The sequence below is a fragment of the Chloroflexaceae bacterium genome, assembly GCA_025057155.1.
GTDB lineage: Bacteria > Chloroflexota > Chloroflexia > Chloroflexales > Chloroflexaceae > JACAEO01.
In genome coordinates, this window is the sequence record JANWYD010000002.1 from 147,352 (window position 1) to 170,483 (window position 23,132).

17 protein-coding genes are annotated in these 23,132 nt (G+C 62.9%); 15 read left to right on the plus strand and 2 right to left on the minus strand.

All coding sequences use genetic code 11. The features are described from left to right. Nucleotides 1-123: 123 nt before the first annotated feature. Nucleotides 124-915: an enoyl-CoA hydratase gene (locus NZU74_01905; GenBank protein MCS6880063.1), complete on the minus strand. Its 792-nt coding sequence runs from the start codon at nucleotides 913-915 to the stop codon at nucleotides 124-126. Between the two features lie 371 nt (nucleotides 916-1,286). Between NZU74_01905 and NZU74_01910 the strand changes: the two genes are divergently transcribed. Both NZU74_01910 and NZU74_01915 read left to right on the plus strand, forming a co-directional pair. Further along, nucleotides 1,287-2,384 carry a DUF3524 domain-containing protein gene (locus tag NZU74_01910; GenBank protein MCS6880064.1) on the plus strand — a complete coding sequence of 366 codons (1,098 nt, stop codon included), beginning with the start codon at nucleotides 1,287-1,289 and terminating at the stop codon, nucleotides 2,382-2,384. Nucleotides 2,385-2,771: 387 nt separating this feature from the next. Further along, entirely contained in the window at nucleotides 2,772-5,948 is a 3,177-nt protein-coding gene (locus tag NZU74_01915; protein ID MCS6880065.1) for a S8 family serine peptidase, read from the plus strand. A gap of 114 nt (nucleotides 5,949-6,062) precedes the next feature. Here the strand turns inward: NZU74_01915 and bcp are convergent, their stop codons facing one another. Beyond that, nucleotides 6,063-6,530: a thioredoxin-dependent thiol peroxidase gene (bcp, locus tag NZU74_01920; GenBank protein ID MCS6880066.1), complete on the minus strand. Its 468-nt coding sequence runs from the start codon at nucleotides 6,528-6,530 to the stop codon at nucleotides 6,063-6,065. Between the two features lie 587 nt (nucleotides 6,531-7,117). On the opposite strand from bcp, the gene NZU74_01925 reads away from it, so the two are divergent. From NZU74_01925 to NZU74_01985, 13 genes are all read left to right on the plus strand, one after another. Next, a complete protein-coding gene (locus tag NZU74_01925; protein ID MCS6880067.1) occupies nucleotides 7,118-8,323 on the plus strand; it encodes a class I SAM-dependent methyltransferase in 1,206 nt (401 codons plus the stop codon). Between the two features lie 209 nt (nucleotides 8,324-8,532). Continuing rightward, nucleotides 8,533-9,729 (plus strand): bifunctional glutamate N-acetyltransferase/amino-acid acetyltransferase ArgJ, encoded by a 1,197-nt coding sequence (argJ, locus tag NZU74_01930; protein ID MCS6880068.1) that lies wholly within the window; start codon nucleotides 8,533-8,535, stop codon nucleotides 9,727-9,729. A 115-nt stretch (nucleotides 9,730-9,844) separates the two neighbouring features. Then, the gene (locus tag NZU74_01935) at nucleotides 9,845-10,507 is read left to right on the plus strand and encodes an LON peptidase substrate-binding domain-containing protein (protein ID MCS6880069.1); all 663 of its coding nucleotides are present in this window, start codon (nucleotides 9,845-9,847) and stop codon (nucleotides 10,505-10,507) included. Between the two features lie 16 nt (nucleotides 10,508-10,523). Further along, nucleotides 10,524-10,808 (plus strand): DUF503 domain-containing protein, encoded by a 285-nt coding sequence (locus tag NZU74_01940; GenBank protein MCS6880070.1) that lies wholly within the window; start codon nucleotides 10,524-10,526, stop codon nucleotides 10,806-10,808. Between the two features lie 147 nt (nucleotides 10,809-10,955). After that, nucleotides 10,956-11,993, plus strand: a complete 1,038-nt coding sequence (locus NZU74_01945) for an ATP-binding protein (GenBank protein MCS6880071.1) — start codon at nucleotides 10,956-10,958, stop codon at nucleotides 11,991-11,993. A 176-nt stretch (nucleotides 11,994-12,169) separates the two neighbouring features. Continuing rightward, nucleotides 12,170-13,420: a right-handed parallel beta-helix repeat-containing protein gene (locus NZU74_01950; GenBank protein ID MCS6880072.1), complete on the plus strand. Its 1,251-nt coding sequence runs from the start codon at nucleotides 12,170-12,172 to the stop codon at nucleotides 13,418-13,420. A gap of 205 nt (nucleotides 13,421-13,625) precedes the next feature. Continuing rightward, nucleotides 13,626-15,629: a hypothetical protein gene (locus tag NZU74_01955; GenBank protein MCS6880073.1), complete on the plus strand. Its 2,004-nt coding sequence runs from the start codon at nucleotides 13,626-13,628 to the stop codon at nucleotides 15,627-15,629. Nucleotides 15,630-15,856: 227 nt separating this feature from the next. Then, the gene (locus tag NZU74_01960) at nucleotides 15,857-16,837 is read left to right on the plus strand and encodes a GDP-L-fucose synthase (GenBank protein ID MCS6880074.1); all 981 of its coding nucleotides are present in this window, start codon (nucleotides 15,857-15,859) and stop codon (nucleotides 16,835-16,837) included. Between the two features lie 235 nt (nucleotides 16,838-17,072). Continuing rightward, a complete protein-coding gene (locus NZU74_01965; protein MCS6880075.1) occupies nucleotides 17,073-18,449 on the plus strand; it encodes a hypothetical protein in 1,377 nt (458 codons plus the stop codon). Nucleotides 18,450-19,064: 615 nt separating this feature from the next. Beyond that, nucleotides 19,065-20,420 carry a flippase gene (locus tag NZU74_01970; protein MCS6880076.1) on the plus strand — a complete coding sequence of 452 codons (1,356 nt, stop codon included), beginning with the start codon at nucleotides 19,065-19,067 and terminating at the stop codon, nucleotides 20,418-20,420. Beyond that, the gene (locus tag NZU74_01975; GenBank protein MCS6880077.1) at nucleotides 20,417-21,292 is read left to right on the plus strand and encodes a hypothetical protein; all 876 of its coding nucleotides are present in this window, start codon (nucleotides 20,417-20,419) and stop codon (nucleotides 21,290-21,292) included. Before NZU74_01970 ends, NZU74_01975 begins: the two co-directional genes overlap by 4 nt. 10 nt (nucleotides 21,293-21,302) lie before the next feature. Further along, on the plus strand, nucleotides 21,303-22,154 hold the full coding sequence (locus NZU74_01980) for a methyltransferase, TIGR04325 family (GenBank protein MCS6880078.1): 852 nt from the start codon (nucleotides 21,303-21,305) through the stop codon (nucleotides 22,152-22,154). A 260-nt stretch (nucleotides 22,155-22,414) separates the two neighbouring features. Beyond that, entirely contained in the window at nucleotides 22,415-23,044 is a 630-nt protein-coding gene (locus NZU74_01985) for a class I SAM-dependent methyltransferase (protein MCS6880079.1), read from the plus strand. Nucleotides 23,045-23,132: the final 88 nt, after the last annotated feature.

Below are 23,132 nucleotides of genomic sequence, written 5' to 3' on the forward strand. Positions count from 1 at the left end.
GTTAGCGAACAACTAAGAGCCTGTCCGGATAACCTGGTTATCCGAATCTATTTTCTGGGAGGGCTACGCCCTCCCAGCCCCTCCCTGAGGGAAGGGGCGTGGGGAAACCACGTTTCCCCGCCATCACCGATCCCCCCAGCGGGGCGGGCGCTTCTCCAGAAAGGCGCAGATCCCCTCCTGTGCGTCGGGGAAGGTGGCGTTGAACGACATCACTTCTCTGGCGTAGGCGTAGGCTTGATGCTGGGGCATATTGATCTGCCGGTAGAAGGCCTGCTTGCCCAGGCCCACCACCGTGCCGCTGGCAGCGGCGATCTTCTCGGCCAGGGCGCGGGTCGCGCTCTCTAGTTCAGCGGGCGGGACCACCTGGTTCACCAGTCCAAAGTCGCGGGCCTCGGCCGCCGAAATCGGCTCGCCGGTCAGCAGCATCTCCATAGCCTTCTTGGCCGGCACGGCGCGGCTCAGCGCCACCATGGGCGTTGAGCAGAACAGCCCGATCTTCACGCCAGGCGTGGCGAACCGGGCGTCCTCGGCGGCCACCACCAGATCGCAGGTGGCGGCGAGCTGGCAGCCCGCCGCCGTGGCAATACCGTGCACCTGGGCGATCACCGGCTGCGGAATGGCCTGGATGGTCTCCATCAACACCGTGCAAACATCGAAGAGCTGGCGATAAAACTCGGGGCTGCGCCCGAGCATCTCGCTCAGGTCGTGGCCCGCGCAGAACGCCGGTCCCGCGCCGCGCAACACCGCCACGCCGATGTCGCCCCGTCGGCCCACGGTACGGAAGGCGTCAATCAGTTCCTCCATATGTTCTAGTGAAAGCGCGTTCCGCTTTGCGGGCCGGTTCATCGTGATGAACGCCAGCCGTTCGTCGAGCTCGAACAGCAGGTGCTGGTAAGATTGGGACACGGTCGTCATTGACGCTTCTCCTTCTACTTCTAAGACACGGTTTCGCGATGGGGCATGCTCAACGCAGGATCCAACGAAGTCGGCCTGCCACGGCGGAGGTCAGGGCGACCCGGTCGCCCGATGGGGTGTATCTTTCGTTGGCCTGGGCAGAGCAGTGGCCCAGACCAGAAAAATCCGGAGTTCGGGGCTTGCCGCTGCCTCAGCCCTGCCCTTGCGGGGGCGGGAACGTAGAGAAATGGTACAATCACCCGCCAGGAATAGCAAGTCATGCCAGACTCCTGGTGAGCATAGCGCAGGTGTATCACGGCCAGATCGCATCGGCGCGCCATGTACGGCAAACTAAAATCCAAAATCGACAATCCAAAATAACGGGAGGCGCCATGCGCATCCTGTGGATCGACCCCTTTCACGGCGGCTCGCACGCCGCGGTCGCGGCGGGCTATGCGGCGCGCGCCGCCCATCAGGTAACGTTGCTGACCCTTTCGCAGGCGGGCGGCTGGCGCTGGCGCATGCGCGGCGGCGCCATCACCCTGGCGCGCATGGCTCGCGCCCTCGGCGAGCGCCCCGCCCTGATCGTCGCCAGCGACATGCTTGACCTGGCCACCTTTCGCGCTCTGACCGCCGATTGCCTGGGGGGCGCGCCTGCAGCGGTCTACTTTCACGAGAATCAGTTGACCTATCCTCTGCCGCCGGCGCGCCGGCGCGATCTGGGCCTGGCCTGGATCAACTACACCTCGGCGCTCGTCGCCGACGCGGTGATCTTCAACTCCGACTTTCATCGGCGCGATTTTCTGGGCGCCCTGGGCGATCTGCTGCGTCGCCATCACGATCACCAGGAACTGGAGAACGTCGAAGCCATCGCCGCGAAGAGTCACGTGCTGCCGCCCGGGATCGATCTGGCGTCCCTCGATGTGGCGGCGGAGGATCGGACGCCTCCGGAGGAAGGTCCGCTGACCATCCTCTGGAACTCGCGCTGGGAGTACGACAAGCAGCCCGGGGCCTTCTTCGCCGGCCTGGAAGCCCTGGAGGCCCGCGGGGCCGACTTTCGCCTGATCGTAGCCGGCGAGCACATTGATCCGCGCGCGCCCGCCTTCGTCGCCGCTCGCGAGCGCTGGCGCCAGCGCATCGTGCACTGGGGCTACGCGCCCACCCGCAGCGCCTACGCTGCTCTGCTACATCGCGCCGACGTCGTAGTCAGCACCGCGCTCCAGGAGTATTTTGGCATCGCGGTCGTTGAGGCCCTCTACTGCGGCTGCGCCCCGGTGTTGCCCCGGCGCCTGAACTACCCTGACCTGCTTCCGGCGTCGTTGCACGCCGCCTGCCTTTATGACGATCACAACCGCATGGTGGATCTGCTCCTGGCCCATTGCCGGGCCCGGCAACGGCCCGACCGCGCCACGTGGCGGGCCATCGCCGCGCCCTATGACTGGCGCCACCTGGCGCCCCGCTATGACCGGTTGTTTTCCTCTTTGACATAAACTGGCAACTCTCCGAGTCGCCCTGGTTGCTGATAAAGAAACTGTCACCTTTACGTTACGAAACCGCCCGTAATATATGGCACGGGAAAGCCGTGGCCGCCTACTACGCCCAACAATACTGTCATTGACAGAAGCCGTCTCGGAGTTGTAGTCTGTAGATGCCCGACAGCTATGCCAGTATAAGCATCATTCTGTCGGTGTGCATGTGTCACGCCGCCGCATCAAAATCCCGCGCTTTCGGCGCGCCTCGGTTCTGCGATCATCGTTCGCAGGCGCACGGCATTTCGTCTTTTCGTTGTCAATCCGTTTCTCGAACCCGTAGCACGTTCCACGAACTTTTGTGCCAATCAAGACGCAAAGCTGCCCCGTAGCAGCAAGGGAGTGACCGTGACTTCGCGCACTTTCAGAGTGGGTGTCACCCTCGGTCTGATCGCCATCGGCGTAAGTTTGATCCTGACCCGTGGCGCATTGACGCCCGCGGCGGCCCAGGGCGATCTTTCGCTCCCGGCGTTTCGCGCTCTGGTGCGAGCCACGGATAGGGTTAGTTGGGCGGGGGGCGAGGCGTTCGTCTCCGGCGCGCAGGTGGGGGTTCTGGTGCAGTTGGAGACGCCGCCGCTGGCCCTGGTGGGCCACGCATGGCGCCACGAGGAACGGCAACGCTACCTGGCGCGCCTGCGCGCGGAACAGGATCAGGTGGCCGCGCAGGTGCAGGCCCTCGGCGGCAGCGTTCTGGCCCGCTTTGGCCACGCCGCGGCGGGTCTGGCGGTTGCTATTGACGCCGGCGCGGTGGCCACGCTGCGCGACCTGCCGGGGGTCGAGGGGGTGGTGCGGGTAAAGGACTACCCGGTAGATCAGGGGGCCGGCGATGGCGTACCACTCACTCTGACCGAATTGTCGGCGCTGATCGGCGCTGATGCGGTCCGCGCCCGCCGCAGCGACGGCGCGGGGATTGATATTGCCATTATTGACTCGGGAATCGACTACACCCACGTGAAACTGGGTGGCAGGGGCAACCCGGCTGATTATCGCCGCGCGGCCTGCGGCAATGCCGCCCTGGCTCCGGGCCAGCCCGGGTGCGATCCAAGCCTCGACCCTCCCGCCGATCTCTTTCCCAATGCCAAGGTGCGCGGCGGCTATGACTACATCGGCGACATCTGGCCGAACCCCGACCCGCGCTGCGGCGCCCAGCAGGTCTGTATCTTCTTCGACGCCAACCCGATTGACCTTGCTGGTCACGGCACCCAGGTGGCTGACATCGCCGCCGGGTTGCCGACAAGCCCCGACGGCGCCGACAGCGGCGTCGCCCCCGGAGCGAACCTCTGGGCCTTCAAGGCCTGCAACGGCGAGATAGAGCTGTGCAACGGCGTTGCTCTGCTCCGCGCCCTCGACGCGGCCCTTGACCTCGACGGATCCGACCGTGGTCTCTGCACCCCCGGCGTCACGCCGGGGTGCCTGGCCTATGATCCCGCCGATATTATTAACCTCTCCGTCAGCTTCAGCTACGGCCAGCCTGAAGACGCCCTCACCCTGTTCGCCGACCTCGCCGGCTACTACGGGTCGCTGGTGGTGGCTTCGGCGGGGAACGACGGCAACCGGCCCTATATCGTCGGCGCGCCTGCCGCAGCCGACGCCGCCCTGGCTGTCGCCGAGAGCCGCGTGCTCGCCGACGGCAGTGAGCGCATCGCCTCCACCGCCAGCCGTGGGCCTCGTATCGCTGACAATCGCGCCAAACCCGATCTGGCCGCGCCGGGGGCCATTCTGGCGGCACGGGCCGGCGGCGGCAGCGCCCTGGCCCCCCTTGGCGGCTCGTCAGGATCGGCGCCGGTGGCCGCCGGAGCCGCTGCGCTGATGATCCAGCAACTTGAGCGCCTCGGCATCCTCAATCCCAATCCTGGCCTGGGCGACGCGCCCGACGTCCCGCTCTCGCTGGCGCCCTATGTCAAAACCCTGCTGATGAACCACGGCCAGAGCCTGCGCGCCGCCACAGGGGTCGAGCCGGCGCCCGTCACCCTGCAGGGCAGCGGGCGCCTTGATGCTCTGAACGCCTTCCGCTCACGAACCCTGGCCTGGGACGCAACCGAACTCGCTGCGCGCCTGGCCGAAGATCCCGCCCTTCGAAGGTGTACGTTCACCCCACTGCTCGATTTGCTTAACTACCTGTTCTTCCGCATCTTGCCCCCCTGCGCTGGCAGTTACCCCTTCGGCGACCCTCTCTTCCGCGCCTGGAACGCTCAGACCGGAAGCGTCTCCTTTGGCTACCAGCCGCTTGCCGCGCCGCAGACGCTGCAACGCCAGGTGGTGGTGTTGAATTACTCAATGTCGCCCCGCAGCTACACGCTCAGCACGAACCTGCGCTCCGGCGGGCGCGGCGTCAGCCTGAGCGTCAGTCCGGAGCGTGTGGAACTGCCGGCGCGCAGCGTTACGGTGGTGACAGTAACGGCAACGATTGACCCGGCTCGCCTGCGCGCCTGGCGCCTCGAAGACGCCGCCGCTCCGACCTGCGCCTCGGACAGGCGCGCTGCGGAATGCGATGCCTCTGTCCCCCTGGAGGTTGACGGAATGCTTGTGATTGACGGCGGCGTCAATAACCGCGTCAGCCTGCCGATCCATCTGCTGCCGCGCCGCGTGGCTCAGGTGAGGGTAACGCAACAGGCCGGCGATCGGCTCGAACTGGCCAATCCCGCGCCATTTGCCGCCGGGGTGGTCGAGAACTTCGCCCTGGTGGCAATCAGCCCCAACCAGTGTGACACGCTCGATACGTCGGCGCCCCCGTGCGCCACGCCCGACTACGTCATTGGCTCGCGCCCTGGCAGCGGTGCAAGCCCGGTGGACCTCTCTGGCGTCGGGCTACGTAGCTACAGCGTTCCGGGGTTGAATGCCACCCTTGGGTTGCCGCCCGCCCCCGCAGGCGCTATGCCCGACGAAGTGGTCGAATTCGCCCTGACTGTCTACGACCAGCCCTTCCGCGCCTCGCCCGATGTCCCGACGCGGTTCGAGGTGCATATTGACGCCAACCGCGACGGCGCCACCGACTACGTGGCGTACAACGCCGCCGCTGACGGGCGCAACGGGCGCAATGCCGTCTTTGTACGCCCTGCGGGCAGCGTGGTCCCCCCGAGAAGCTATTTCTTCCTCGTGGCTGACTTTAACACCCAGAACTACGTTTTGCCCGTGCCGGCCGCCGCGGTTGGCCTGCGCAGCGACCGGCCCTTCAACTACTTTGTCCTGGCCTACGACGCCTACTTCCTGAACCGGGGCGCGCCGCAACTCTGGGACTGCTCGCCCGACCCCGCCCCGACCTGCGGCGCTACGGCCCATACCATGCAAACCGGGCAATTGCGTTTCCGCCCTGCCGTACCGGAGTTGACCATCCCCCCCGGAGGCAACGTAACCCTGACCTTCAGCGCCGACCCCAACGGCGCCGCGGGCTCACCATCGCAACAGGGGTTGCTGCTCCTCTTCCGCGACGCCCTGCCCGGCCAGGGATCGGCGGCGGTAACGCTGCGTGAGAATGTGGGAGGGCGCAGCCTTAATAACAACGCTGTTCTTTTTGTTGCACAGTAACAGCGCACGGGGCCAAAAAACGGGGGGTGCGCCGTTTGCCCTGCGGGTTCGGAAGGACTAACCCCTTCCGAACCTTCTCCTATGGAGATCTCGGACAATCGGCTTGCTCCAGAATCATGCCAACGCTTCCAGGGCCCGCGGCGCGCTCTCGGCGGGCTTGACCTTGATCTCCGCCTGAACCACCCGTCCCTCCTCGTCAATTACGAAGTGCGAACGCTCGATCCCCATATACTTCTTGCCGTACATGCTCTTCTCCACCCACACCCCGTAGGCCTCGGCGACGCTATGCTGATCATCCACCAGCAGGGTGAAGGGCAGATTGTGCCTGGTCTTGAACTTCTGGTGCGACTTGACACTGTCGGGGCTTACGCCGAGCACAACGGCGTTCTTCTCCTCTATCGCCGCGTAGTTGTCGCGGAAGCCACATGCCTGTGTGGTGCAGCCCGAGGTGTCGTCCTTCGGGTAAAAGTAGAGAATCACCTTCTTGCCCCGGAACTGCGACAGGCGCACCGACTCGCCAGAGTCGCTCAGGACCTCGAAGTCGGGCGCCATATCGCCAACCTTGACCTTCTGCTCTGACATCATTACACTCCTTACAAGAGCCTATCCGCATAACCAGGGTATCCCATTACGTTCTGGGAGACCTTTCCCCGCCCTGCCCTTTCCCTCGAGCATGGACGTGGAGAAACCGGATTTCCCCGTCCTTATTCCAGACGACCAGGGAAAGAACGTTTCCGGGAGAGCTTCGCCTGCCCTGCCCCTACCGAAGCGTTTGTCTGGATAGACTCAAAAACTAGAACCATCACTCTTTGATTCTACCTGAAATCTGGCCGAAGCGGCTGTTTATGTGTACATCCCCTCCCAGCTTGCGGGTAATCCATAGCGCCCGCGGAAAATGAGGAGAGGATGCGGGTGAAGTAGCGTACCCAGGGCCATAAATCCCGCCGGCGCTCATGTGTTCTTGCGCCCCTGACACCTGGCGGGAAGGGTCGGAGCGGGAGCAGAGCGCTGCGCTCCGGGAACGAAGGCGCTGCGCTCCCGACCCGGTCGTGCGATTGCACCGAGGAGAGCAGGCAGCACGGTCCGTCATCTCCGGTCAATCTGCCTGCCTTGACCCGGTTACACCCCTCTGCTACACTGTGCTCCCATAGGCAGTCGTAGGGTTGCTTATGGCACAGATCGTCCTCAAGGCCGGGCGCGAGCGGCCTATCCAGCAGCGGCACCCGTGGATTTTCTCCGGGGCGATTGCGGCGGTTCGCGGCAACCCTGCCAACGGTGCAGTGGTCGATGTTCTCGGCCCGGATGGCGCCTGGCTCGCCCGCGGCTTCTGGAGCAGCCGGTCGCAGATCCGCCTGCGCGTCGCCACCTGGGAGGCTGCTCAGGCCCTCGATGACCACTGGCTGCGCGCGGCCATCGCCCGCGCCGTGCGCGGGCGCGCTGCCCTGATTGGCGACGAGGAGACCGCCTGCCGGCTGGTCTTTAGCGAAGCCGATGGTCTCCCTGGCCTGATCGTGGATCGCTATGGCCCCTATCTGGTGATTCAATTGCTCACCCAGGGCATGGCCATGCGCACCGATTCGGTGATCGCCGCTCTAGTCGCCTTACTGCAGCCGCGCGGCATCTACGAACGCAGCGACCCTGAGATCCGCGAGAAGGAGGGCCTGCCGATCCACGAAGGGCAGCGTTGGGGCGAAGCGCCGCCTGAGCGCCTGACCATGCGCCCGATCATCCTCCCCGGTATGTGTGACCAGCGACCGGCCCTGCTCGCCGACCTGCGCGGCGGCCAGAAGACCGGCTTCTACCTCGACCAGGCCATCAACCGCGCCCGCGTGGGCGCCTACTGCCAGGGTGCCGAGGTGCTTGACGGTTTCGCCTACACTGGCGGCTTCAGCGTCTACGCCGCGCGCGCCGGGGCTGCTGCGCTGACCCTGATCGACTCCTCGGGGCCCGCCCTGGCCCTGGCCCGCGCCAATCTCGACTTGAACGGCCTCGCTACGCCCGCCGAATTGATCGCGGGTGATGTCTTCCGCGTCCTGCGCCAATATCGCGACGCCGGGCGGCGCTTCGACGTGATTATCCTCGACCCGCCGAAGTTCGCCCATAGCCAGGCCCAGGTCGAACGCGCCGCGCGCGGCTATAAAGACATCAACTTGCTCGCCCTGCAACTCTTGCGCCCTGGCGGCTTGCTGGCAACCTTCAGTTGTTCAGGGTTAGTATCGGCGGACCTGTTTCAAAAGATCGTCTTCGGCGCGGCTCTCGACGCACGCCGCGATGTCCAGATCATCGAGCGTTTCGTCCAGGCGCCCGATCATCCGGTGTTATTGAGCTTTCCCGAAAGCGAATACCTGAAGGGATTGCTCTGTCGCGTCTGGTGAGGCATGTCCTCGTGGGAGGGCGTCTGGTCACCCGGCGCCGGTTGGAAGAGCACAGGAACGCCCGGGTTTTCCCGCGTTCCTGCCCGTCTCGAAAATAGCCTGACCATCCGAGTTGCGCGCAGGGGCTGGAAGGGTACAGCCCTCCCAGGAACATTTGTACGCGGCGAAGCCGCACAGGACGTCTGAGCAGCGGATTCCAACGACAAACAATGAACTACGCCATTTTCGAAGACGGTCACATCGCCAGCCCGCAGGGCTTCCGCGCCACGGGCGTCTCCTGCGGGCTGAAAGACGGCAGCAAGGCTCGTGACCTGGCGCTGGTCTACTCAATACACCCATGTCGGGTTGGCGCGCTGTTCACTACCAATCTTATTCAGGCCGCGCCGGTGTTCTTGAGCCAGGCCATCCTCTCCAGGAACCGTGAGGCCATCCGCGCCGTATTGATCAACGCCGGGCAGGCCAACGCCGGCACGGGCCAGTCAGGGCTGAACGACGCGGTGGAATGCGCCAAACTGGTAGCTGATGAACTGGAGATCCCCCGCGATGCGGTGTTGCTGATGTCAACCGGCATTATCGGCGTGCCTCTGCCAATGAAACGCATGCGCGAAGGAATTCGGCGCGCGGTCAGCGAACTCGACAGCGGCGGCGGACGCCGGGCGGCTCTGGCAATGCTCACCACCGACTCGCGTCCCAAGGAGCGAGTCTATCGGGTTCAGATACGTGAGGGCCAGCGTATTACGCTGGCCGGCATGGCCAAGGGCACGCGCCTGATCCATCCCCGCCTGGCCACCCTTCTCTGTCTGATCACCAGCGATGTCGCCATCGAGCAACGTCTGCTCCAGCAGGCCCTGACCCAGAGCGTTGCCCGCACTTTCAACCGCCTCAACCTCAACGGCGATAGCAGCCCCAACGATACGGTTTTGATCCTGGCTAACGGCGCCGCCGCGACGCCAATCATCAGCGATGCTCGCTCGCCGGAGTTTGACATTTTTCAACAGGCCCTGACCGCCCTCTGCGCGGATCTTACCCAGCAGATCGTGCGCGATGCCGCAGAGAATGGTAAGATCATCCATGTGCGGGTACGAGGCGCCGCTGGTGAGACAATGGCGCGGCAGGTGGCCGACGCTATCGCCGCCTCATCTGCGGTGCGCTCCGCCTTGCATCGCGGCTCGCCTGATTGGGGGCCGTTTCTGGCGGCCATTGGCAGCAGTTGCGCTAATCTGCGTCCGGAACTGCTGGCGCTGCGCCTCGGCCCGGTGCTGGTGTTCAATGACGGCGCCGCTGTGCCTTTTGAAAGCGCAACTATGCTGCAGATCCTCTCGGCGCCTGAGATCGAGGTGACCGTGGATCTCAACGTTGGTCCTGTTGATCTGAACCTGTGGACCTGTACTTGGCACGAAGAGTAGCGCCGCTCCGCCCCTGACACCGGAGCGACCTTGCGGACCGGCGCATAGCTGTGCCGGGTGAAGGGTTCTGGCCCCGCGGAAGGGTCTGCCCGCCATTCGGCGCCAGGGAGATAGAATGTCTCGCCAGTTGCCGCTCTTTCCCCTGGGAACGGTGCTGTTTCCAGGCGCAACGCTCAATCTGCATATCTTCGAGGAGCGCTATCGCCTGATGATCGGGCGCTGCCTCGAGGAACGCAGTCCGTTCGGCGTCGTGTTGATCCGCGAGGGCGATGAAGTGGAAGAGGGTCGCCCCGATGCGCGCCCCGCCGAGCCATACGCGATTGGAACCATCGCCCAGATCAGCGCCGATATGCGTCTGGACGACGGGCGCTACTTGCTGACCGCGGTCGGCGCCAGGCGCTTCCGCATCCAGGCCATTGTCCAGCGCCTTCCGTATCTCATCGCTTCGGTGGTTGAACTGCCCGAAAATGTCACTCCTGCCGCCGCTGTCGCCGCCGATGACCTGCGGGCCACCTACGACCGCTACTGGCAGGCCGTCGCCGGCGCCACCGGCATGGAGGTGGAGGTCGAGGACCTGCCGCGCGATCCCCTTCGGCTTGGCTACTACCTGGCCGACCGCCTCCAGGTCACCATGGAGCTGAAACAACACTGGCTGGAGTGCGATCCGCTCACGCGCCTGCGCGAGATTGCCGCCAATCTGCGCGCCGAACTGGCCCTGCTGCCCTACGGTCGCCGCGATGCCAGAGAGGGGCCATCGGGTCTGGGCAGCCTGAATTGATGCGCCACGTGCGGTTATGGTTATCGGTCTGTGCACCATTTCCCTGTCCATCCCTATGGCGTCTTCTTTAAAGGAGAAACGCCAGGTGGTCAAGTCGTTGATTACCCGCATTCGCAACGAGTTCAACGTGTCGGTTATCGAGGCCGATGATCATGATCTCTGGCAGAGCGCCGTCCTTGCTATCGCCTGCGTCGCCACGTCGGCGAGTTATGCCCACGGGCAACTCGAAGCGGTGGTGAAGTTTATTGACCGGCAACGCCCCGATTGCCCGATCGGCGCCTACGACATTGAAATGTTGTAGCGCCGCGCCAGCGCAGGGGAATGGGGAATTCCCAGGGTTTCCCATTCCCCTGTCTGGCCCGGCCTTTAACCCTCCGGGTCGCGTGCCGGCTCACGCAACCTTCCAGGTTGCGAACCGGATCCGGAGTGTCTACCAGCACATCCAGACATGGACGAACTGCTCCCGTTCCCCTTCCTGGCGCTGGTCGGCCAGGCTGAACTGAAAACCGCCCTGCTCCTGGGGCTCATCAATCCGGGCATCGGCGGCGTGCTGCTCAGCGGGCCGTATGGCGTCGGCAAGACCTCCGCCGTGCGCGGATTGCTCGACATCCTGCCCACGGTCGAAGTCGAGGGTGAGGAAGAGGGCGCGGAACGGCGGCGCGAGCGCATCCGCCTGATTGAACTGCCGCTCAACGCGCGTCTGGAAGACGTCGTGGGGGGCATCAACGAGCGGGTGGCGCTGGAACAGGGCGCGGTGCTGCTGGAGCCGGGCATCCTCGCCCGCGCTCACGGCAATGTGCTCTACGTTGACGAAGTGAACCTCCTCGACCCGGCTGTGGTAGACGCCATCCTCGACGCGGCGGCCCAGGGCCGCACCTTCGTGCGCCGCGGTCCCATGACGCGCCTTTACCCCTCGCGCTTTGTCCTTGTCGGCTCGATGAACCCCGAAGAAGGGGCGCTGCGACCGCAGATCCTCGACCGCTTCGGCCTGCGGGTCTGGGTGGCGCCGCTCGATGACCCCCGCCAGCGCCTGGAGGTCTATCGCCGCGCCCGCGCCTTTCGCGCCGACCCGGCCGCTTTTCGCGCTGCCTATGCTGCCCAGACTGCCGCCCTGGCCGAAGAGGTGGAAACTGCGCGGGCCATCCTCCCCCACGTGAGTGTGCCGCCGGCCCTGGAAGAAGCCGCCCTGGCCCTGGTGCAGGAGTTGCGGATCCCCTCCCATCGCGCCGAGATCGCCCTCCTCGAAGGCGCCCGCGCTCGCGCCGCCGCCGACTTTCGCAATCAGGTCAGCGCCGAGGACCTGCGGCGCGTGGCCCCTCTGGCCCTGCGCATGCGCCACAGCCCCCGGCTTGATGAGCACGCCCGCCGCTCCGCCGAGGAACGCGCCACCATCGAGGCCGCCCTGGAACGCCTGCTGCCCCGGCCAGCGCTGGCGGCCAGGGGCCGCCACAGCGCCGTCAGGCAGCTTGAGGACGATACGGGGTGACATCTGCCCGGCAGACAGAGGATGGGGAAACCGAATTTCTCCATCGGCCATCATCACGTCCGTTGCCAACTGGCGTTGGAGGCGGCCCCCGATCCCGGCGACGGCCCGCCCCCCGCGGACGCGACGGCCCGCCGGGCCGTCGCTACGGCACCCTCCTGGCCGATGAAACGAAATCCATGTTAATCCCTACCGATGGCATGTGTATCATCGCCGACACCGTCCTGGCCCCCGGCGTCTATCATCTGCCCCGCGGCCTGACCATCGCCGCCCCGGGGGTGACCCTCGACGGCAATGGCGCCTTGCTGGTCGGCGCGGGCGGCGGGCGAGGCCTCACTATCGCCGGGCGCGATGGGGTGCGGATTAAGAACCTGCGCCTCCTTGCCTACTACCACGGCATCTATGCCGAACACTGCGCCGGACTGACCGTCGTCAACTGCTCGTCTCGCGCCAGCGTCGAAGAACCGCCTAACACCCTCTTCCTCGACATCTGGCGTCCCGCCGCGCGGGCCTACGGCGCCGGGGTGATGCTTACCGGAGTGCGCGAGGCCCTGATCAGCGCATGCGACCTGCAACACCAGCAGAACGGCCTGCTCTGCTATGATTGCCTGCGGCTGACCGTGCGCGACAACATCGCCAACCACTGTAGCGGCTTCGGCTTCCACTTCTTCGCCACCAGCGATAGCCTGATCGAAGGCAACTATGCCGACTTCTGCTGCCGCTACCATCCGCGCGGTTCTGGCCAGGGGCACCTGGGCGCCGACGCCGCAGGCTTTCTGATCGTCCACGGCTCCTGCCGCAACCGCTTCCGGCGCAACAAGGCCCGCATGGGCGGCGATGGCTTCTTCCTGGCCGGCCTGCGCCCCGACTGGATACCGGCGCCCTGCAATGACAACCTCTTTGAAGAGAATGACGGCTCGTACAGTCCAAACATCGCCTTCGAGGCCACCTTCAGCCGGGGCAACATCTTCCGGCGCAACCGCGCCGATGGCTGCAACTACGGCTTCTGGCTGGGCTTTTCCCGCGACAACCTGCTGGAGGAGAACCAGATTCACCACAATCGCCGGGCAGGGGTGGCGGTGGAAAATGGCCTCGGCTTCATCGTGCGCGACAACGACCTGGCCTGGAACACCCACGGCATCCTGCTCTGGTCGCGGTTCGTCGCCGACTTTGCCCGCGCTCACCCCGAGAACGACACCAGCCGCGACTGGCTGATCGAAGCCAACCGCTTCAGCGGCAATCGCGTCGCCGTGCGCATCGCCGCCGACCAGGACCACGGCGTGCGCCCGCTGCCGCCGCTCACCCCGCGCTGCCCCAGGCCCCGCAACCATACCCTGCGCGCCAACACCTTCCGCGATAACCTGCTCGATCTAGAACTGATCGATGCCGAGGATCCGCGCCTGGAGGATAACGATTTTCAGGATGCGTAGGGGCCGCGCGTTTGGCCCACCGGACAGGGCGTGGGATGCCACGGGTCCTCCCAACCGGTGTTGGGTCGCCGCCCGCGCCCGGGACCGGGGCGGGGACAAACCCGGGTTCCCTTCCTTCTTTGGGACGCCTGTCGCCCCGATGACGGAGCGTAACGAAAAAAAATACGATATACTATGCGCGCAGCATCGTCGTAGGAGATACATTATGCCCCTGCGGTTTCTCCTCCTTCCCTTGTTAACTATACCGGCGCTGCTCGCTTCCGCCACGCTCGTCGGTACGCAATCCACGCCTCAGCCTGCAGCGCCGATCTGTTTTCCCGACGTCCCCGGCATCGAAGATTGTATTCACCCGCTCTTCGCCGCCTTCTGGCAGACCAATGGCGGGTTGCCGGTGTTCGGCTACCCGATCGGCCCGGCCGAGCAGCGCACCCTTGAAGACGGGACCGTTATCACCACCCAGTGGCTGGAACGCACCCGGCTTGAGTATCATCCCCAGAACCCACCGGCCTACCGGGTGCAACTGGGTCGCATCGGGGTTGAGCGCCTGGCGCAACTGGGCCGCGACTGGCGCGCCGAAGCCCGCGAGGCCGGCCCGCGACCTGGCTGCCTCTGGTTCGCCGAGACTGGCCACAATGTCTGCGACCAGGCGCCAGATGCGGGCTTCAAGAGCTACTGGGAGCGCAACGGGCTGCGTATTCGCGGGCTGCGCCCCTACCAGCAGTCCCTGGCCCTCTTTGGCCTGCCGTTGACCAGGGCCAACCCCGAGCCTGGCCCGAATGGCGAACCGGTGCTTACCCAGTGGTTCGAGCGCGCCCGTTTTGAGTGGCATCCCGAACAGCCGCAACCATCGCGGGTGCTGCTCGGTCTGCTCGGCAACGAGACACGAGCGCAAGTGATGACGCCGGCTGCTCCGGCGGGGCCGATCTTCGGCGTCCAGATCAGCCGGGGCGCTGTCGGCGCCTCCATCGGCGCGCTGGCCGGCATCGGCGGCAGGCTGGTGCGCTTCGACATGCTCCAGTGGGACCAGATCGAACCCCGGCGGGGCGAGCGGAACTGGCAGGCCCTCGCCGGCCTGGAAGCCGAACTTGCGACCATCAGCGCCGCGGGTGGCATGCCGATGGTTATTATCCGTGGCGCCCCGCCCTGGGCGCAGGCGGTGCAGGGCAAAGCCTGCGGCCCCATTCGCGGCGACGCCCTGGAAGCGTTTGCCAGTTTCGTTAGCGAGGCAGTGCGGCGGTACAGCGGCCCGCCCTACAACGTGCGCTACTGGGAGTTCGGCAATGAACCCGACGCCGCCTATCAACTCCTCTCCGGCGACGCCGGCTTCGGATGCTGGGGCGACCAGAACGACCCGCTCTACGGTGGCGCGGCCTACGCCGACATGCTTAAAGCTGTTTACCCTGCCGTCAAGGCCGCCAACCCGGAAGCCCGGGTGGTCATCGGCGGACTGTTGCTCGACTGCGACCCCGGCGGGCCGCAACCCTGCACAGCGGGGCGCTTCATCGAGGGCGTCCTGGCCAACGGCGGCGGGACCGCCTTCGACATCCTGGCCTATCATAGTTATGCCTACTGGGGGCCAGTGACTCAAGACTGGGATCTGATCTTTCCAAAATGGAGCCATCGCGGCGGTATTCTCCTGGGCAAGGCCGCGTTCCTGCGGGAGACCATGCAGCGGTATGGGATAGATAAGCCCCTACTTATGAACGAGGGCGCCTTTCTCTGTTACCGCAACGATCCCAACTGCGCGCTGCAGGGTTTCGAGGAGGCCAAGGCCAACTACGCTGCGCGGCTCTTTGTCCGCGCTCATCAGCTCGGGCTGTACGGGGTGCTCTGGTACACGCTGGAAGGACCGGGCTGGCAGGAGAGCGGCCTGCTCGACGCCAACCAGCAACCACGGCCAGCCTATACCACCCTTTCGTTTCTCCAGCGGACCCTCGGCGGCGCCGCCTATGCCGGAGTCACACGCGATGGCGCCCTCGAAATCCATCGCTTCCGCAAAGGGAATCTGCTCTATGACATCGCCTGGACCAACGATGGCTCGACCCGTGAGCTGCCGATGCCCGAAGGCGCCCGCGCGCGCTATACGCCGGCGGGGGTGGCCCGTTCGCCCGGTGAGAAACTGGTCATCGGCTTCGAGCCGGTAATGGTTGAAATACGCATACCCCAGGGGCGCCCAGGAAACCGAGTTTCCCCGCGTCTTGCCTGGTGAGATAAGGTCCAGAGGACTGCGCCCTCCGAATCAAACCCTCGGTTGGCAGAGTATGGGAACCCGGATCGCCGCACGCCGGCTGCGCTCGTTGAGCTTCGAAGCAAACTCTCGGTTGGCAGGGTATGGGAACCCTGGATTCTCCACACCCTGCCACGTGGAAAGGTCTGGGAAGTTCTGCTCTTCCCGCACCCTCCCGAACCTGCTGGATGTACAGAGAAGGAACGCATATGACAGACAGCACTGTATGGCCCGACCGGCGCCCCTTCTGGGCCGAACGGCGCGTAGTGGTGACCGGTGGCGCAGGTTTCCTTGGCAGCTTCGTCGTCGAGCGGCTGCGCGAGCTGGAGCCTGCTGCAATCGTGGCGCCGCGCTCACGCGAGTATGATCTGCGCGAGCGCGAGGCCATTCGCCAGTTGCTGGCCGATGCCCGTCCCGATCTCGTCATCCACCTGGCGGCCCGCGTTGGCGGCATCGGCGCCAATCGGGAGCACCCGGCCGAATTCTTCTACGACAACCTGATGATGGGGGTGCAGTTGCTCCACGAGAGCTGGCGGGCCGGGGTCGGCAAGTTTGTGGCTATTGGCACCGTGTGCGCTTATCCCAAGCTCACCCCCATCCCCTTCAAGGAGGAGGATCTGTGGAATGGCTATCCCGAAGAGACCAACGCGCCCTACGGCATGGCCAAGAAGATGCTGCTGGTGCAGAGCCAGAGTTACCGGGAGCAATATGGCTTCAACTCTATCTTCCTCCTGCCGGTCAATCTCTACGGCCCCCGCGACAACTTCGATCTGCACACCTCCCACGTGATCCCGGCACTCATCCGCAAATGTATCGAGGCCCGCGAAAGCGGCGCCGATGAGATCGTCGCCTGGGGCGATGGCTCGCCCACCCGTGAATTTCTCTACGTTGAGGATGCCGCTGAAGGCATTCTGCTGGCGGCGGAACGCTACAACAGCAGCGACCCGGTGAATCTCGGCAGCGCCTACGAGATAAGCATCCGCGAGTTGACCGAACTGATTGCCCGGCTGACCGGCTTCAACGGGCGGATCGTCTGGGACACCAGCAAACCCAACGGCCAGCCCCGGCGCAAACTCGATACGACCCGGGCCAGAGAACGCTTTGGCTTCGTGGCCCATACCCCGTTTGAGGAAGGCCTGCGTCGCACCATTGCCTGGTACGAGCGCCAGCGGGCCGTGGGCCTCATGTGAAGATTAAGAGTATACACCAGTATTCCCCCTATAGCCCGGCGGCTGAAGCCGCGGGCTACCGATGCGACGCCCGCCTGCGCGGGCTATACCGGATTTTATTCTTCATCTTCATATGTGAACGGTGAACCCGGGTTTCTCCAACCGGCAGTGGATTGCCGACCCTCACCCTCCCCCGCCGAGCGTAGCGAGGCGGGGGAGGGTGAGGACTACGGCCCCATCCTTGTGAGCCAGACCTATGCCCGATCATCCCCGTTTCTTGCTCATCGCAGCCATCCTGGTCCTCTGGTTGTTTGCCACCATCCCCTTACGCGCGCAAGACCCGGCGCGGATCTACCTGCCGCTGCTCCGACAGTCCCACGATGTGGTCCCGCATGTCTTTGGCATTGAAATGTCTCAGCTTACCACTGAACGCGGCCTGCGACTGATGAGCGTATCGGGCACGGCCTGGGTACGCCGGAACGGCCTGGAATGGAAGCACATCGAGCCGCGGCCCGGCGGGGGGTACATCTGGGATCACTCAACCACCAGGATCATCGAGCAGGATATGGTCACCGCCAGCCAGCTCGGGATCAACCTGATTGTCGTTGTCCGCGCCAGCCCCCGCTGGGCCACGGCCCCGTACAGCGTCGATTGCGCGCCGATCAATCCGCAACGCTACCAGGACTTTGCCCGCTTCATGGCCGAAGTCGTGCGGCGCTACAGCCAGCCGCCCTACAACGTGCGCTACTGGGAGATCGGCAACGAACCCGACGCCCCGGTGTTTCAGGATGACTCGGTCTTTGGCTGCTGGGGAATACCGGACGATCCTTACTACGGCGGGCGGGCCTACGGCGAGATGCTTAAGATCGTGTATCCTGCCATCAAGGCCGCCAACCCCGATGCAATCGTGCTGAACGGCGGGTTGCTCCTCGACCGGCCCTATCGCCCCGAGGACCCGGCCAGCGCGATGGGCCGCTTCTTCGAGGGCATGCTTGTGGCCGGGGCGGGGCGGGCATTTGACACGCTTTCGTTTCACGCCTATACTTTCTGGCGCATTCCAGGGCAGCCCGAACTGGGATCACGGGTAGACTGGCGCCTGGCCTATCTCCGAGGATTGCTGGCGCGCTACGGGGCTCCGGCGAAGCCCCTGATCCGCACCGAGGGCGCATTGCTCTGCCCGGGCGAGATCACCCCGGAGTGCCGCTGGGCGCAGGCCGACTACCTGTCACGGGTTTTCACCCGTTCGCTACGCGACGGGCTGACGGCCGAGATCTGGTACATTTACGACAGCGACTCATACCACAATACCGCGCTGATCGAGCCGGGCGACGTGCTCGTGCCCCGGCCTGGCTACTTCGCCTACCGGCACGCCAGCCGCACCCTGACCGGAGCGCGCTACCTTGGGCCTCTGGCGGGGGTGCCGGATAGCGTTGAAGGCTATGTTCTGCGGCGTGATGCCACCCACATCGTGGTGCTGTGGAGCGACCAGCCGCAAGTGGTGAATATTCCTCTACCGGCAAACGGCTCCGTTCGCTGCACCAACCGCGATGGCGGTCCAATCAGTTGCCCTGTGGAAGATGCAAAGGTCCGGGTCGAGGCGCAGACGGGGGCAACCTATGTAGTAGTGGATTGATCCCCAACCAGGCGAAGCGGCGTTCACCGGTCCAGCACGTGGCGTCATCGCAGGTTGCAGCCAGGCAATGTTGGCGTCTTTTTTCCTTCCCGCCAGCATAACGCGATCAGATTAATCTCTGCAACCGCCAGCTCGGTGTCCTGGTGGGGCGCTGTCGTCAGTGCAGTCGCCAACCATGCCAAGGGTTCGAGATCGCATTGACGCACTGTGCAGCGATCGTCTCTAACACGGACGACCGCATGTGGTCGAGCAGATCCCGCTGTGGACGGCGACGGGCGGACCTACGGGCTTCGTGTCTCCGCCCTGCCTGCTCGTTCTCACCCAGCCGCTCCGTTATCCCCACTGCGAAGGCGCTGGCGATAAAGTATACGAAGCAGTCGCGTTCGCCTCGCTCGCCAGCGTCACCCTTCAGTTACGCCGTCGGCCTGAAAGAACCGGCGCCACCGGCCTTTTGCCGCGCCAGTAGCCGGCGAGGCATTTGACAAATTAAGGTTTCGCTCCTACACTTCGTTGCGCGTTCCGGATTGCTAATACTGTGCCGATCAAGTCAGATAAAAGCTTTCCGCTCCCAAAGCCGTCTAATAACATAATAACAATAGACACCCGGTCGTCATTATGCATAATGTTTGGAATGTTTTGCCCGCCTTTATTGTGTCCAGATTGAAAGGACACCCCCTTCTCCAGCGGATCCTCAAAAACATCGGCTGGCTTCTGATTGAAAAGATCCTACGAATAAGCGCCAGTGTTGCTGTGCTGTCATATCTTGCACGGTATCTTGGTCCCGGGCAGTTTGGCTTGTTAAACTATGCGACTGCATTCGTTGCTTTGTTTAGCGCCTTTGCTTCGTTAGGTCTCGATACGATTGTTGTTCGTGAGCTATCTCGAAAGCCTGAGGCGAGAGATGTATTGCTAGGCACGACATGCGTGTTGAAACTGCTAGGCGGTCTCGTTGCAGGAGTGTTATGCCTGACTGCGCTCGCATTCATTCGCCCCGAGCAACAAGTGATGTACTGGCTGGTGGGCATTATGGCGCTGGGTTTTTTATTTCAGGCATTTGATGTTATTGATTTATGGTTCCAGTCGCAGATACAAGCTTCTTACTCGGTCGTTGCCCGCAGCAGCGCCTTCTTCCTCATGGTTTTCGCAAAGATGGCTATGATATACCTCGGTGCATCGCTGATGGCCTTTGCCTGGGCGATGTCGCTCGAATTGCTACTGGTGAGTGTGGGCCTGATAGCGGCGTATCTCATCACTGGAAAAAGGTTGACTGACTGGATTGCGAGCATCGAGCAAGCCATCCATTTATTACGTGACAGTTGGCCCTTGATCTTGTCTGGCCTGTTCGTCATGATTTATATGCGCATTGATCAAGTTATGCTTGCAGAGTTGTTTGGTGAAAAAGAGGTTGGCATATACTCTGTGGCGATGCGTTTGTTGGAGGTCTGGTACTTTATCCCGATGATCGTTGCATCTTCCACCTATCCGAGCATTGTTTCAGCGGTGAGCGAAGCGGAGATCTTTTATCAACGCTTGCAGCGATTGTATAACGTGATGGCTCTGCTTGGATACGCGGCAATTATCACCACCATCCTGATGGGATCCTGGTTCATTGTGGCGCTTTTTGGAGAGGAATATCAAGCCGCCGGCCCGATGCTCAATATTTTAATCTGGTCTGGTCTTTTTACCAATCTTGGAGTTGCCCGCAGTTCATTCTTAATGGCCAAAAACTGGGCGCACCTGCACACGCTTTCGGTCTTCTTTGGATGTATTATCAACATTGTTCTCAATTACATGCTAATCCCTTCATATGGAGGCATCGGCGCAGCGATTGCGACCTGTGTCTCATACTGGTTTGCAGCGCATGGATTTTGCTATATTTACGGTCCGTTATTTAAGACAGGAAATATGGTTACTCGTGCGCTCATCTTTCCGTTTGGGCGAATCCGCCTTGAGCACGGAGCCAACGGATGACTGATTGCATCCCTGTAGTGCTATTCGCCTATAATCGTCCCGAGCACTTACGGCGAACGCTGGAATGTCTCCGGGCCGAACAAGTCCCGCTACTGTATGCATTCAGTGACGGAGCGCGCCGGGTTGAGCACGAGCCCGCGGTTGCCGAGGTCCGCAGGATTCTACGCTCAATCGACTGGTGTGAACTGGTGCTGGTTGAGCGGAGTGAAAATCTGGGACTGGGCGTATCCATTCGCACCGGAGTTAGTGAGGTGCTTCGACGCCATTCTGCCGTTATTGTCTTCGAGGACGATCTGATCGCCGTGCCGGGAACCTATGCCTATCTGTGTGCAGCGCTGCGTCACTATCAGGACGCTGAGCAAGTGATGAGCGTGGCCGGATGGACGCATCCGCGGGTGACCCCTCCCGATGTCGGCGACAATCCCTATTTTGATGGCCGCGGCGAATGTTGGGTGTGGGGAACCTGGGCGCGCGCCTGGCAAGGGATGGACCGTACTGCGCTGGAGCTTATGTACGCATGTCAGGCGCAAGGGATCGATATAGCGCGCTACGGTAATGATCTGCCGAAGATGGCATACGAGGAGCAACATCGGAATATCTGGGCGGTGCGATGGCTGTACCTGCATCTCCTGCGTGGTGCGCTGTGCCTGCGCCCGCCGCGCAGTCTCGTCGAGCACATCGGCTTCGACGCTCAGGCCACAAATGCGAAGCACGGCTCTATCTGGGTGAATCCGCCGCTGCCAGCCAGTGCGCCGATGCCACAGCAGTGGCCGGCGCCGGTCGAGCACCCTGCCGTAGCTAAGCTCTGGCGCAGAGCGATAGCCGCGCAGTACCACCCGCTAAAGCGGATCATATCCTGGTTCCAGTTTTGAGGTCGGTAGTATGAGCATCCAGCGCCTGGCACAGCAGTTTGTGCCTCCGATTGTCGTACAAGGATTGAAGCGTCTGAAGATGCAGTTTGTGTCTCCCCCCTGGGAGTACCTCCCTGAAGGGTGGTCGCATCACGATCCGAAGATCACGGGGTGGAACGTCGCCAGCGTTCTTGCCGCGCAGAAAGCGCGCTGGCCAGAATTCGTCCGCATGATCCAGGCGCCCGGAGTGTTAGGGATTGCCAATGAGGGCGCCGTGTCCTCTGCTGCCAGTTATATCACCCATAACACCTATATGACCTACGCCTATGTGTTGGCATTGACCGCTCATCATCGCGATACGGTGTCAATCCTTGATTGGGGCGGTGGGATCGGTCACTACGGAGTGATAAGCCGTGAGTTGCTGCCTTCAGTGACCATAGACTATCATTGTAAAGAAGTTCCATTACTCTGTCAGGGAGGGCGAGAAGTCCTGCCTGACGCCCATTTTTATGAAGATGAAGCAGCTTGTTTTCAGCGCAAATATGATCTGGTGTTAGTGAGCGGCTCGCTGCAATATGCAGAAGACTGGCGGAGCCTGGCGCAACGGCTCTTACAGGCGACTGAAGGGTATCTCTACATCACCCGCTTGCCAGTCGTGCAGCGATCGGCTTCATTTGTCGTGGTGCAACGACCGTACCAGTTCGGATATTCTACTGAATATAAGGGCTGGTTTTTCAACCGCGCCGACTTTCTTGCGACCATGCGTTCATTTGGCGCTGAACTCATGCGCGAGTTTCTCATCGAGCCATCTGCATACGTTTTCAAGGCCCCAGAACAGGGCGATTATCGCGGTTTTCTCTTCCGGCCCTCAGCGCTTCGTTAGCTCTCCTGTGCAGGGGGTTTCGAAAGGGACGCCCCTCAACAAGCAGGGGCCTGTTCTGCCTTTAGTGGCGCTCCGACCAACCAACGAAGCAGAGAACCAGCCGCGTGGGTGGCGCTCTCGTCTTGGCGAATAGGCTTCAGGTTGCACTGAGATCGGGCGACTATGACCGAAAAAAACTACAAGCGTGATATTAAAACTATGTCCGTAAGGTTGTTGGCTTCTTCCCGGGGGGATTATGGCTGATCGGATGGTTTGATCCATTGCATCTCGCAAGGAAGCTGCTTTATCAATCCGTAGCAGAGCGGGCGCATTATGCTCGCGGGAAGATGCTGGACGTCGGTTGTGGTTCAAAGCCCTATAAATTGCTGTTTTCAAATGTTGAGCTTTATGTTGGCCTTGACATGCCTTCGGTTCTAAGTGCGGATATCTATGCCGATGGTCAGTTCTTGCCGTTTTGCAGTGAGTCCTTTGACACCGTTCTTTGCAATCAGGTGCTTGAGCACGTTCCTGAACCGGCTCAGTTGATGCGCGAAGTGGCGCGCGTGCTTCGTCCAGATGGCGTCTTGATACTGACCACTCCTCAAACCTGGGGCTTGCATCTGGAGCCGTATGATTTTTACCGCTACACCAGGTATGGCCTGGGCTACCTGGCTGCCCAGGCCGGTCTCGCGGTGATTGAAATCTCTCCAACCTGTGGTCTCTGGGCGACGCTTGCTCAGCGGCTTGCTGATACGTTGGCGCATACTTATACACACTTTCAAAGACCAGGGTATCTCGCGGTGAGAATAATCGCAGCTCCGCTGCTCCTTTCCGGTTATCTGCTGGATCGGATCTTTGGGCCGCGGGGTGATACTCTTGATAATATACTCGTCGCTCGCAAGCCGGTATAAGATATGTACGCGTTCTGTACGTATTTTGATCAGCGGTATCTTGCCCGCGGATTGGCGTTGCATGAGTCGCTTCGACGGCATTGCGCTG